Source organism: Saccharopolyspora shandongensis, assembly GCF_900106995.1.
GTDB classification, from domain to species: Bacteria; Actinomycetota; Actinomycetes; order Mycobacteriales; family Pseudonocardiaceae; genus Saccharopolyspora; species Saccharopolyspora shandongensis.
Window position 1 is genome coordinate 79,715 of sequence record NZ_FNOK01000005.1, and the last position, 12,269, is coordinate 91,983.

The following is a 12,269-nucleotide window of genomic DNA, read 5'->3' on the forward strand; positions in this document are numbered from 1 at the left end:
TGCGGGTGAGGGATAAGGTACGCATCGTGAGTGCAGACAACGAGATCGTCGACAACAAGGCGCACATCCGCCACAAGCTGGACTTCACCGACGCGGAGTGGATCACCAGCACGGACGACCCGGACGAGCCGGGCGTCGAGATCGCCTTCGTGGACGGCTACATCGGCATGCGCAACGGCGCCGAACCGGAGGGCCCGGTCCTGGTCTTCACGCCGGAGGAGTGGGACGCGTTCGTCGCCGGCGCCAAGGACGGCGAATTCGACGAGCCGTGATGGTGAAGGTGAACGGCTCGTTTTGCGTAGCGGTGCAGGTGGCGGCCCCCCTGCGGGAGTTACAGAAGCCTTCTCGGCTGTGGGATCCCCGACTTGTGTATGACCAATACGCGGCGTCGGGGCTGTCCTCGCTGGGAGAACTCCGGAGGGGTGGGCGCCGTGAACCCGCGGCGGTGCGAGTTGCGAGGGTGGGCTAAGCGGCTGCGCCGCTTGCGGTGGCTCCCGAGTGTGTGGAGTTCGGTGTCGCGGTGGCGGATGCGTTCCAGGTGGAAGGTGAATCTTGCTCGTGTTGGCGCCAGGAGCAATACGGTGTTCCGTCGGGTGACGGAGACCGTCACGTGTACCAGAGTCCTTGTGCAGGCGGGTGGCCGCCACCTGGGTGACGCCGTGTCCCCATGGCGTTGCGCGTTGTGTCCGCAGCCTGGTTGATCTGCGACAATGCCGAAGAATCGGGTTTAACGGGCGGGCAATTCCGGACCGGTGATCCGGGCAACACCCTTGTGAACGCTTTCTCAAACTCCCGTTAAACTTCGACCCCGTCCGGGCACATCGCCGTGCCGACCGTGATCTTCAAAAATGGAGTTCGCCCGTGACCAACGCAAGCCGTCCTGTCGTCCTGATCGCCGAGAAGCTGGCACCGTCCGTGATCGACGCCCTCGGGGACGAGGTCGAGATCCGCAACGTGGACGGCACCGACCGGCCGGCGTTGCTCGACGCCGTCGCCGACGCCGATGCGCTGCTGGTCCGCTCCGCCACCAAGGTCGACGCCGAGGTGCTTTCGGCGGCGAAGAAGCTCAAGGTCGTCGCCCGCGCCGGGGTCGGTCTGGACAACGTCGAGGTGCCCGCCGCCACCGAGCGCGGCGTGATGGTGGTCAACGCCCCCACCTCCAACATCGTCTCGGCCGCCGAGCACGCGATGGCGCTGCTGCTCGCGGTCGCGCGCAACGTCGCGCAGGCCGACGCCAGCCTCAAGGCCGGCGAGTGGAAGCGCAGCTCCTACACCGGCGTGGAGCTCAACGGCAAGACCGTCGGCGTGGTCGGCCTGGGCAAGATCGGCCAGCTGTTCGCGCAGCGCGTCGCCGCCTTCGGCACCAAGCTGATCGCCTACGACCCCTACGTGTCGGCGGGTCGCGCCGCGCAGCTGGGCATCGAGCTGGTCTCGCTCGACGAGCTGCTGGCCCGCGCCGACGCGATCTCCATCCACCTGCCGAAGACCGCCGAGACCCTCGGCCTCATCGGCGCCGAGGAGCTGAAGAAGGCCAAGCCGGGCCTGCTGGTCGTCAACGCCGCCCGCGGCGGCCTGATCGACGAGGACGCGCTGGTCGACGCGCTGCGCAACGGCCAGATCGGCGGCGCGGGCATCGACGTCTTCAAGACCGAGCCGACCACCGAGAGCCCGCTGTTCGAGCTGTCCAACGTGGTCGTCACCCCGCACCTGGGCGCGTCCACCGTCGAGGCGCAGGACCGCGCGGGCACCGACGTCGCCCGCTCGGTGCGGCTGGCGCTGCGCGGCGACTTCGTGCCGGACGCCGTCAACGTGCAGGGCGGCGTGGTCGGCGAGGAGGTCCGCCCGTACCTGTCGCTGACCCAGAAGCTGGGCCAGGTGCTGGCCGCGCTGGTCGGCAGCACGCCGAGCTCGGTGACCATCGAGGCCCGCGGTGAGCTGGCCGACGAGGATGTCTCGGTGCTGCAGCTGGCGGCGCTGCGCGGCGTTTTCGCCGGCGCCGTGGAGAACCAGGTGACCTTCGTCAACGCGCCGCAGCTGGCCGAGGACCTGGGCGTGCAGGTGGAGGTCAAGACCTCCTCGGAGAGCCCGAACCACCGCAGCGTGGTGTCGGTGCGCGCGGGCTTGCCGGACGGCCGCACCGCCGTGGTCTCGGGCGCGCTGTCCGGGTCGAACCAGGTGGAGAAGCTGGTCGAGGTCAACGGCCGGCACTTCGACCTGCGGGCCGAGGGCAACGTGCTGCTGCTGGAGTACCCGGACCGGCCGGGCGTGATGGGCCGGGTCGGCACCCTGCTCGGCGAGGTGGGCGTGAACATCGAGGCGGCGATGGTCAGCCAGACCACGGAGCGCTCGGACGCGATCATGTTGCTGCGCGTGGACCGTCCGGTCGAGCCGGGCGTGCTGGAGCCGATCGGCGCCGCGGTCGGTGCGCGCATCGTGCGCACCGTCAGCTTCGAGTAACTCGAACGAGTGACACGGGGGCCGTTCCATGATGTGGGACGGCCCCCGTGTCGTGCCAGGGATCGATGGTCATCTCACTCCAATGGGTGTCCCACGTTCTGGGACATATCATCCAATTGGTGGGCCCGGCATGCCGCTGCCCGCAGTCGTGCCGGTAGCCTTCGGCTCAACAGTTCGAGCCCCGCGGGTCGGGGTGGTTCTCGGGAGGTGTGTAGATGCGGCTCGCTGTGATCCCCGGCGACGGGATCGGGCCGGAGGTTATTGCCGAGGCACTCAAGGTCCTCGGCGAGGTGGTGCCGGATACCGAGATCACTCGTTACGACCTGGGAGCGGCGCGCTGGCACGCGACCGGGGAGCTGCTGCCCGAGTCCGTGCTGGGTGAACTCCGCCAGCACGACGCGATCCTGCTCGGCGCCGTCGGCGACCCGACGGTGCCCAGCGGCATCCTGGAGCGCGGCCTGCTGCTGCGGCTGCGCTTCGAGCTCGACCACCACGTGAACCTGCGGCCGGCCCGGCTCTACCCGGGCGTGAAGAGTCCGGTGGTCGACCCCGGCGAGATCGACATGGTCGTGGTTCGCGAGGGTACCGAGGGTCCGTACGCGGGCAACGGCGGTCTGCTCCGCAAGGACACCACGCACGAGATCGCGACCGAGGTCAGCATCAACACCGCGTTCGGCGTGGAGCGGGTGGTGCGCGACGCGTTCGCCCGCGCCGCCTCCCGGCCGCGCAGGCACCTGACGCTGGTGCACAAGACCAACGTGCTCACCCACGCCGGATCGTTGTGGTCGCGCGTGGTGGAAGAGGTCTCGCTGCAGTACCCGGACGTGACCGTCGCCTACCAGCACGTGGACGCCACCATGATCCACCTGGTCACCGACCCGTCCCGGTTCGACGTGATCGTCACCGACAACCTCTTCGGCGACATCATCACGGACCTGGCGGGTGCCGTCACCGGTGGCATCGGCCTGGCGGCCAGCGGCAACATCGATGCCACCCGCCGTAACCCGAGCATGTTCGAGCCGGTGCACGGCAGCGCGCCGGACATCGCCGGGCAGGGCGTGGCGGACCCGACCGCGGCGGTGCTGTCGGTCGCGATGCTGCTCGACCACGTCGGCCTGACCGAGGCCGCCAGGCGGGTCGAGGCGTCGGTGGCGTTCGACCTGGCCACCCGCGACCACTCGGCGCCGGGCGCGACCTTCGCGATCGGCGACCGCCTCGCGGCGCTGGTCTCCTCCCGCGAGGTCGCCCCGCAGTCCTGATCTCGTCCATCGCGTTGAGGGCGTCCCGGAAGGGGCGCCCTCTTCGTTGCCCTCATGTGCAACTCGTGAGTTGCACATGAGGCGATGGGGTGCAACCCTGGGGTTGCACAACCGTTGGATTGGAGTGGGCATGGTTTCCGACCGGATCGAACGCGAGATCGTCATCGAGGCGCCTGCGGAGCAGGTGTGGGCGGCACTGCTGGAACCCGAGTTCTGGCTCGGCGAGGCGGATCCGACCGGCGTCGAGGTAGGGGAGGGCAGCAGGCTGGTCTCGGAGCACACCGAGTACGGCACCTTCCCGCAGCTGATCGAGAAGCTGGATCCGCACCGCTACCTCGCCTACCGCTGGGCGAGCGCCTTCCCCGGCGAGGAGCCCGCGGCGGGCAACTCGACACTGGTCGAGTTCACCCTCACCGAGGAGAGTGGAACGACCCGGCTGCGCGTGGTCGAGAGCGGGTTCGCCGCACTCGCCGCGTCGGAGGAGACGCGGCGCGGCGCGGTCGACGACAACACCGGCGGCTGGGAACAGGTGCTGGACGAGGTCAAGCAGAAGGTGGAGAAGCGGCAGGCGTGACGGAGCACGGTGAGGTCGACGAGGTGCTGGCGGCGCTGGCCGATCCGACCAGGCGGCAGCTCGTGGACCTGCTCGGCGAGCGCGGTGAGGCCAGCGCGACGGCGCTGGCCGCCGCGCTACCGGTGTCGCGGCAGGCGGTCGTCAAGCACCTGGCGGTGCTGGAGAACGCGGGCCTGGTGACGTCGAACCGGGTGGGGCGGGAGGTCCGCTTCGCGATCCGGTCGGAGCCGCTGGCGGCGACGGCGCGCTGGCTGGAGTCCCGCGCCGCCAGGTGGGATCGGCGCCTGGCGGCGCTCAAGCGCCGCGCCGAATCCGGGCAGTAGGCCGGCGTGCCCGGATGGTGGGACGACGTGGTCGTCTGGTGGTCCGGTGCCGGGTTGTGGCAGCATGGGTTCGTGGCTTTCCGCAGTGTGATCATTATTGGCGAGCGCGCCGGGTAGACGATTCCGCACCCCGGCGCGCTGACCTCTCGCATCTGCGGGGGGTCTTTTTTGTTGCCTGCGCCGCCGCTTCCACCCCATCTCCGACGCCGACAGGAGAAATCCAGTGACCCGCACCAACCCGGCCGGAACGCCGCTGGGCGACGACTTCCACGTCTACGACACGACCCTGCGGGACGGCGCGCAGCGCGAGGGCATTTCCTACTCCGTCACCGACAAGCTCGCCGTCGCGCGGCTGCTGGATTCGCTGGGCGTCGGCTTCATCGAAGGCGGCTGGCCCGGCGCGCTGCCCAAGGACACGGAGTTCTTCCACCGCGCCGCCGAAGGCGAACTCGACCTCCGGCACGCCGCCCTCGTCGCCTTCGGCTCCACCCGGCGGGCCGGGACCAAAGTGGACGAAGATCCGCAGGTGCGGGCACTGCTGGAGTCGCGCGCCCCGGTGGTGACGCTGGTGGCCAAATCGGACCGACGGCACATCGAGCGGGCGCTGCGCACCGATGTGGCCGAGAACTGCGCGATGGTCGCCGACACGGTGCGCTACCTGGTCGGGGAGGGCCGCCGGGTGTTCCTCGACGCCGAGCACTTCTTCGACGGCTACGCCTTCGATCCCGACACCTCGCTGCGCGTGCTGGACGCCGCCGCCGGCGCGGGCGCGGATGTCGTCGTGCTGTGCGACACCAACGGCGGGCAGCTGCCGCTGCAACTGGCCGAGACGGTCCGCGAAGTCGTGTCGCGCACGGGATTCCGCGTCGGCATCCACTGCCAGGACGACACCGGCTGCGCGGTGGCCAACAGCGTCGCCGCCGTGCAGGCCGGCGCGACTCACGTGCAGTGCACCGCCAACGGCTACGGGGAGCGGGCGGGCAACGCGGATCTGTTCGCCGTGATCGGCAATCTCGCCGTGAAACTGGAGATGCCGGTGTTGCCGGTGGGAAAGCTGCGCGAGCTGACCAGGGTTTCGCACGCGCTGGCCGAGATCGCCAACCTCGCGCCGGACACGCACCAGGCCTACGTCGGCCAGTCGGCCTTCGCGCACAAGGCGGGGCTGCACGCGAGCGCGATCAAAGTGGACCCCGAGCTGTACAACCACATCGATCCGGCGCTGGTGGGCAACGGGATGCGGGTGCTGGTCACCGAGATGGCCGGGCGCGCCAGCCTGGAGCTCAAGGGCGCCGAGCTCGGCCTCGACCTCGCGGAGTCGCCGGCCGCCGTCACCGGCGCGGTGCGCCGGGTGAAGGAACTGGAAGCGCGCGGCTGGTCCTTCGAAGCGGCCGACGCGTCGCTGGAACTGCTGCTGCGCGGCGAAATGGCCGCCGTGGCAGACGGCGATCCGGTCGAGGCGCCGTTCGAGCTGGAGTCCTATCGCGTCGTGCTCGACCACCGATCGGACGGCGAGACGGTTTCCGAAGCGACGGTCAAGGTGCACGTCGCGGGGGAGCGCGTGATCGCCACGACAGAAGGGAACGGGCCCGTCAACGCCCTCGACGCGGCGCTGCGCAAGGCGCTGGTCCCGCACCTGCCCTGGCTGGAATCCGTTGAGCTGGCCGACTACAAGGTGCGCATCCTCATCGACGCGCCAGGCACCGACGCGGTCACCCGCGTGCTCGTCGAATCCCGCGACGGCGAGGAGGAGTGGACCACGGTGGGCGTGCACGGCAACATCGTCGAGGCGAGCTGGCTCGCGCTCTGCGACGCGCTGGTGTACAAGGCCCTGCGGCGCAACACGATCAGCACCCGCTGAGCCGGGAAGCAGCGAGACAGGTCCGTCCTCGTCGGATCGCAGTTTCAATTGGAACTGCGATCCGACGAGGACGGACCGCGGCAGGTCAGGGTGTGCGTGCCCAAGTATGTTGGTCGTGGGTGCCATCCACCCGAGTCCACTTTCGATTCCGGAGGTTCGTCTTGCGCTTGGCACGTGTCGCCCACTCCGACGGGGTGTCGTTCGTCGCACTGGAGCCGGATCCGGCCGCACCGCAGGAGAAGGTGCTGGCGGTCGAGATCGACCAGCACCCGTTCGGCGACCCGACGTTCACCGGTCGCAAGTGGCCGATGGCCGATGTCCGGCTGCTGGCCCCGATCCTGCCCACCAAGGTCATCTGCGTGGGCAAGAACTACGCCGAGCACGCCCGCGAGATGGGCTCGGAACCGCCGGAGAACCCGGTGATCTTCATGAAGCCGTCGACCTCGGTGATCGGCCCCAACGCCGCCATCAAGCTGCCGCCGAACTCCGAGCGGGTGGACTTCGAGGGCGAGCTCGCCGCCGTCGTCGGGCAGCCGTGCAAGGACGTGCCGGAGGCGCGGGGCACCGAAGTGCTGCTGGGCTACACGATCGCCAACGACGTGACCGCGCGCGACCAGCAGCAGGCCGACGGGCAGTGGACGCGGGCCAAGGGCTACGACACGTTCTGCCCGCTGGGCCCGTGGATCGACACCTCGTTGGACCCGTCGGACCTGGCGATCCGCACCGATCTGGACGGCGAGCTCAAGCAGAACTCGCGCACGTCGCTGCAGATCCACGACATCGCGGCGCTCGTGTCGTGGATCTCGCGGGTGATGACGCTGCTGCCGGGAGACGTGATCCTCACCGGAACCCCGGCGGGCGTGGGCCCGATGCAGGCGGGCCAGAAGGTCTCGGTCTCCATCGACGGCCTGGGCACCCTGACCAACCCGGTCCAGCAGGGCTGACGGCCTCCGAGGTCCGCGATTCCCATTGAGGTTTCTCATTCTCGTTGTGCGTGGCGGTGCGGGTGGCGGAACCTCAGCGTCCGCCTGGGCTGTGGGTGCCCAACCCCGATACACGGCGGTTGGGCCGTCCTCGCCAGGCGAACGTTGAGAACCTGCGGCGGTGCGAGCTGCGTGGGTGGGCTATGCGCCTGCGGCGCATGCGACTGCTTTCGGGATTCGGTCCGTTGGCTGTCGCGGCTGCGGTCACCAACCACGATAAAAAACGCTCATCGGCACCTCCAATGGGGATTGCGGACGCCCGGTCGTCAGCGGAGGGCCGCCTTGGGCGGGCGTTCGCGGACCGCGCCGTAGGCGAGGACGTACGCGGGGATCCGGCGCAGCCACGGGGCGTTCGAGACCGCCCGCAGGGGCAGCGGCAGGCGCGCGGTGTTGCCGAAGTCGATTTCCCCGCGCAGCGCCGGGGAGATCACGTTCTCGTGGATTACCCGCTGCAGCCGCTGGATCAGCACCGTCGTCGGCCAGCGCCGCCGCTGCACCGCTGCGACGTGCCTGCGCTCCAAACGACCTTCGCGCAGCGGCTCGGCCAGGTGGCGGGCCGCCGCGACGGCGTCCTGCACCGCCAGGTTGATCCCGATGCCGCCGACCGGTGACATCGCGTGCGCCGCGTCGCCGATGCACAGCAGGCCCGGCACGTGCCACTTGCGCAACCGGTCCAGGGTCACGTGCAGCACCTTGACCTCGTCCCAGCTGCGCACCAGATTCCGCCCGGCCAGCCAGGGGAAGAAGCGGACCAGGCGCTCGTCGAGCTCCTCGACGGGCCGGTTGCGGCCCTCCGGGTCGGTGCCCTTGCCGATGATCGACGCGACCTGGAAGTAGTCGCCGCGGTCGAACATGGCGGTGAAGGTGCGTTCCCGGATCAGGCCGATGCCGCCCGCGGGATCGCCGGTCTGCCGCGGGATCCGGAACCACCGGACGTCCATCGGCGTCGGGAAGTCCTGCAGGCCGAGTTCGGGCATGCCGCGGACGAAGGACTTCCGGCCGTCGCAGGCCACCGTGATGGTGGCGCGCAGCTCGCCGGTCTCGCCGTCGGCGGTGCGGTAGCGCACCCCGTTGACGCGGCCGCGTTCCCGGATCAGCTCCGTCGCCTCGGTGTTCATCCGCAGGGTGAACGTCGGTTCCTGCTTGCCCGCGTCGGCCAGCATGGCCAGGAAGTCCCACTGCGGGACCATCGCGATGTAGTTGTACTTCACCTTGAGCGCCTTGAAGTCGCCGAAGGTGAACAGCTCGCCGGCCGGGCCGATCGGCAGCCGCACCTGGTTCAGGCGGCGCTGCGGGAGTTCGGCGAACCGCTCGGCCAGCCCCAGGTCGTCGAGGAGTTGCAGCGTGGTGGGGTGCACCGTGTCGCCCCGGAAGTCCCGCAGGAAGTCGCCGTGCTTCTCCAGCACGGTCACCTCGACGCCGGCCCTGGCGAGCAGCAGCCCCAGCACCATGCCCGCCGGTCCGCCGCCGATCACGCAGCAGGTGGTCCGCTCCATCGCGATCCCCTCCAGTATTTCAACGGGTGTTGAATAAGTTCAGGATGCCTCGCCCGGATGCCCCCGTCAACCGCCGACGGCGGGTGACTACGCTGGATGTGTTATGAGCACGCCAGAAGCCGCAGCACACGCCGACGCCAGGCCCGTTCGCGCCCGGTTCTGCCCCTCGCCGACCGGGACACCGCACGTCGGCCTCATCCGCACCGCCCTCTACAACTGGGCGTTCGCCCGGCACAACAAGGGCACCCTGGTGTTCCGCATCGAGGACACCGACGCCAACCGGGACTCCGAGGAGTCCTACCAGGCGATCCTCGACGCGCTGCGCTGGTTGGGCCTCGACTGGGACGAAGGCCCCGAGGTCGGCGGCCCCTGCGGCCCCTACCGGCAGAGCGAGCGGCGCGACATCTACGCCGACGTCGCCCAGCGACTGCTGGCCGCCGGCGAGCTCTACGAGTCCTACTCCAGCCCGGAAGAGATCGAAGCCCGCCACAAGGCCAAGGGCCGCGACCCCAAGCTGGGCTACGACAACTTCGACCGCGACCTCACCGACGAGCAGATCGCCGGCTACCGCGCCGAAGGGCGCAAGCCCGTGCTGCGCCTGCGGATGCCCGATCGCGACATCGCCTTCACCGACCTGGTGCGCGGCGAGATCACCTTCCCCGCGGGCAGTGTCCCGGACCCCGTGCTGGTGCGCGGCAACGGCGACCCGCTCTACACCCTCACCAACCCGGTCGACGACGCGCTGATGCACATCACGCACGTGCTGCGCGGCGAAGACCTGCTGTCCTCCACGCCCCGCCAGATCGCGCTCTACGAGGCGCTGCAGCGCATCGGGGTCACCGACTTCACCCCCGAGTTCGGCCACCTGCCGTTCGTCATGGGCGAAGGCAACAAGAAGCTCTCCAAGCGCGACCCGCAGTCCAACCTGTTCCACCATCGCGACCGGGGTTTCCTGCCGGAAGGCCTGCTGAACTACCTCGCGCTGCTCGGCTGGTCCATCTCCGACGACCGCGACGTGTTCAGCCTCGACGAGATGGTGGACGCCTTCGAGATCGGTCGCGTCAGCGCCAACCCGGCGCGCTTCGACCAGAAGAAGGCCGACGCGATCAACTCCGCGCACCTGCGCGCCCTCGCGCCCGACGACTTCGTCGACCGCGTGGTGCCCTACCTCGTCCAGGGCGGTGTGCTCCCGGCCGAGCCGACGGAGCAGCAGCTCGCCATCGTGCGCGCCGCCGCGCCGCTGGTGCAGGAGCGGCTGATCGTGCTCTCCGACGCCGTCGGCATGATGGCCTTCCTGTTCGCCGGCGACGACTTCGCGCCTGAACCCGCCTCCGCGGAGAAGGCCCTCGGTGAAGACGCCAAGCCGGTCCTGGAAGCCGCCATCAACGCCCTCGACGCGCTGCCCGAGTGGACCACGGCGGCCATCGAGCAGGCGCTGAAGGACTCCGTCGTCGACGGCCTCGGCATCAAGCCCCGCAAGGCCTTCGCGCCGGTCCGCGTGGCGATCACCGGCCGCACGGTGTCGCCGCCGCTGTACGAGTCGATGGAACTCCTCGGCCGCGACATCTCCCTCGAACGGCTGCGCAAGGTCCTCGGCTGAGAAGCGGGTTTCCAGGCTGAGCGGCTGCGCCGCTTCAAGGACGACAACCCGCCCTACCGGGCTCTGACGGGCCGGTCGTGAGTGCGAGAACACACCTCGCACTCACGACCGCCGCCGCCAACCGGACTCAACGGAAACAGGCCGACAGGATCACCGTGTTGGCCGAGTCGGACGCAGCGGGTGAGCGCCTAGCCTCTCGGGGTGACATCCGCGCCTGAAACACCGACCACCCACGAACTCGGACAGATCAAAGCGGTCTGCCTCGACTTCGACGACACCCTGCTCGACAGCGGGCGAGCGGCGCGGCACAGCCTGCGGGAACTCGTCGGCAGCGACCGCGCCTGGCCGGTGTGGCAGCGCACCACGGACCAGCACTACGCGCGGTACGTCACCAACGAGGTCGACTTCGACGTGATGTGCGTCGAACGCACCCAAGCGTTCTTCGCGGCCTTCGGTGAGAAGCTCGACACCGCCGAAGCGGCGCGCCGCGAAACGCTGCGGATGGCCGCCATGCAGCGCGCCTGGGCCCTCTACGACGACGCCTGGCCGTGCCTCGACTGGCTCCGCGCCAGCGGCCTCCGGCTCGCCGTGATCACCAACGCGCCCAGCGCGTACCAGCGCAAGAAGATCGCCGCCGTCGGCCTCGCCGACGCCTTCGACGAACTGATCATCTCCGCCGAGGCCGGCGTCGCCAAACCGGACCCGCGCATCTTCCACGCCGCCTGCGACGCGCTCGGCCTGCGCCCCGAAGAAGTCGCCCACGTCGGTGACAAGCTCGACATCGACGCCCTCGGCGCCGCCCGCGCCGGCCTGCACGGCATCTGGCTCAACCGCGGCGGGAACCAGGGCCCGGCCGCGAACGTGCCGACCATCACGGGCCTCCACCAGCTGCCCGAATTCCTCGTCGCCGACCTGCCCGCCGTCCCGGCCCCCGCGCAACCGCCGCGCCGGACCGCCGAGCTGGTCGGCCGCTGACCCCGCTCCGGGCCGCTGCGACCGTCTCCACCTGCGACGATCCTGGAAAGAGGGGGGTGATTTCCGGGCGTCGGAAGGGATGGTCTAATATTCTTATCAACACGGAGGGCAGCGGCCCGGAGCCCGAACTTCTCTCAGAGGAGGTCGGAAAACCGAGTCGGCCGTCCGACACCATGGGGTATGGTGTAATTGGCAGCACGACTGATTCTGGTTCAGTTAGTCTAGGTTCGAGTCCTGGTACCCCAGCGAGCTGGTCACATCGTGATCACTCAACAACGCGGTCCCGTCGTCTAGCGGCCTAGGACGCCGCCCTCTCAAGGCGGTAGCGCGGGTTCAAATCCCGTCGGGACTACAAGGGTGGGAGGGCTCTGTCTACGCTTTGCGTAGACGGGGCCCTTTCCGCTTTTTCATTGGGGGGCCGAGCCCCCCATACCCCCCACGGTGCGGGGGTTGCTTTTTGTGGGCTCCATCGCCTTTTCGGGCGTACCCGGCCTGGGTTGCCGACCAGCCATCCTCATCTGGGCCGATGGAGCCGGATTGCCCTTATCCAGGCCCTTCGGCGTTGGGCCTGCGCTTCGCTTGGCCGACTTGGGTTCGCCCTGCGCTTCGCTTGGCCGACTTGGGTTCGCCCTGTGCTTCGCTTGGGCTTCGGCTTGGGTTGGCTTCTTGGCTTCTTGGCTTCTTGGCTTCTTGGGCTTTGGGTTTGTTGGGCTTCTTTTGTTGGGGTTGTTGCTCTTTGGTGTT

The 12,269-nt window shown here is 69.4% G+C and carries 10 protein-coding genes and 2 tRNA genes; 11 read left to right on the forward strand and 1 reads right to left on the reverse strand.

All coding sequences use genetic code 11. The features are described 5' to 3' along the window. Nucleotides 1–26 precede the first annotated feature (26 nt). The 7 genes from BLW84_RS06915 (at nucleotide 27) to BLW84_RS06945 (ending at nucleotide 7,415) form a co-directional block, all read left to right on the forward strand. The gene (locus BLW84_RS06915) at nucleotides 27–272 is read left to right on the forward strand and encodes a DUF397 domain-containing protein (RefSeq protein WP_093262585.1); all 246 of its coding nucleotides are present in this window, start codon (nucleotides 27–29) and stop codon (nucleotides 270–272) included. A gap of 589 nt (nucleotides 273–861) precedes the next feature. Continuing rightward, the gene (gene serA / locus BLW84_RS06920; protein WP_093262587.1) at nucleotides 862–2,457 is read left to right on the forward strand and encodes a phosphoglycerate dehydrogenase; all 1,596 of its coding nucleotides are present in this window, start codon (nucleotides 862–864) and stop codon (nucleotides 2,455–2,457) included. Nucleotides 2,458–2,672: 215 nt separating this feature from the next. Then, entirely contained in the window at nucleotides 2,673–3,716 is a 1,044-nt protein-coding gene (locus BLW84_RS06925; RefSeq protein WP_093262588.1) for a 3-isopropylmalate dehydrogenase, read from the forward strand. A 130-nt stretch (nucleotides 3,717–3,846) separates the two neighbouring features. After that, the gene (locus tag BLW84_RS06930; RefSeq protein WP_093262589.1) at nucleotides 3,847–4,290 is read left to right on the forward strand and encodes an SRPBCC domain-containing protein; all 444 of its coding nucleotides are present in this window, start codon (nucleotides 3,847–3,849) and stop codon (nucleotides 4,288–4,290) included. Continuing rightward, entirely contained in the window at nucleotides 4,287–4,613 is a 327-nt protein-coding gene (locus BLW84_RS06935) for an ArsR/SmtB family transcription factor (RefSeq protein ID WP_093262590.1), read from the forward strand. Before BLW84_RS06930 ends, BLW84_RS06935 begins: the two co-directional genes overlap by 4 nt. Before the next feature lie 223 nt (nucleotides 4,614–4,836). Beyond that, nucleotides 4,837–6,471, forward strand: a complete 1,635-nt coding sequence (gene cimA, locus BLW84_RS06940; RefSeq protein WP_093262591.1) for a citramalate synthase — start codon at nucleotides 4,837–4,839, stop codon at nucleotides 6,469–6,471. Nucleotides 6,472–6,632: 161 nt separating this feature from the next. Then, a complete protein-coding gene (locus BLW84_RS06945; RefSeq protein ID WP_093262592.1) occupies nucleotides 6,633–7,415 on the forward strand; it encodes a fumarylacetoacetate hydrolase family protein in 783 nt (260 codons plus the stop codon). A gap of 305 nt (nucleotides 7,416–7,720) precedes the next feature. Here BLW84_RS06945 and BLW84_RS06950 read toward each other — a convergent pair whose 3' ends face one another. Beyond that, nucleotides 7,721–8,950, reverse strand: a complete 1,230-nt coding sequence (locus BLW84_RS06950; RefSeq protein WP_093262595.1) for an FAD-dependent oxidoreductase — start codon at nucleotides 8,948–8,950, stop codon at nucleotides 7,721–7,723. 103 nt (nucleotides 8,951–9,053) lie between these two features. Here BLW84_RS06950 and gltX point away from each other — a divergent pair, with 103 nt between their 5' ends. The 4 genes from gltX (at nucleotide 9,054) to BLW84_RS06970 (ending at nucleotide 11,877) form a co-directional block, all read left to right on the forward strand. Next, nucleotides 9,054–10,550: a glutamate--tRNA ligase gene (gene gltX, locus BLW84_RS06955; protein WP_093262596.1), complete on the forward strand. Its 1,497-nt coding sequence runs from the start codon at nucleotides 9,054–9,056 to the stop codon at nucleotides 10,548–10,550. A 201-nt stretch (nucleotides 10,551–10,751) separates the two neighbouring features. Next, nucleotides 10,752–11,525, forward strand: coding sequence for an HAD family hydrolase (locus BLW84_RS06960; RefSeq protein WP_093262602.1), 774 nt, complete (start codon nucleotides 10,752–10,754; stop codon nucleotides 11,523–11,525). Nucleotides 11,526–11,699: 174 nt separating this feature from the next. Continuing rightward, a tRNA-Gln gene (locus tag BLW84_RS06965) sits at nucleotides 11,700–11,771 on the forward strand. 33 nt (nucleotides 11,772–11,804) lie between these two features. Beyond that, nucleotides 11,805–11,877: transfer RNA gene (locus BLW84_RS06970), tRNA-Glu, on the forward strand. Nucleotides 11,878–12,269: the final 392 nt, after the last annotated feature.

Excerpts from the sequence above, each read along its gene's own strand:
- BLW84_RS06925 (WP_093262588.1), top strand. The coding sequence starts at position 2,673 with ATGCGGCTCGCTGTGATCCCCGGCGACGGGATCGGGCCGGAGGTTATT.
- BLW84_RS06930 (WP_093262589.1), top strand. The coding sequence starts at position 3,847 with ATGGTTTCCGACCGGATCGAACGCGAGATCGTCATCGAGGCGCCTGCG.
- BLW84_RS06950 (WP_093262595.1), bottom strand. The coding sequence starts at position 8,950 with ATGGAGCGGACCACCTGCTGCGTGATCGGCGGCGGACCGGCGGGCATG.
- gltX (WP_093262596.1), top strand. The coding sequence starts at position 9,054 with ATGAGCACGCCAGAAGCCGCAGCACACGCCGACGCCAGGCCCGTTCGC.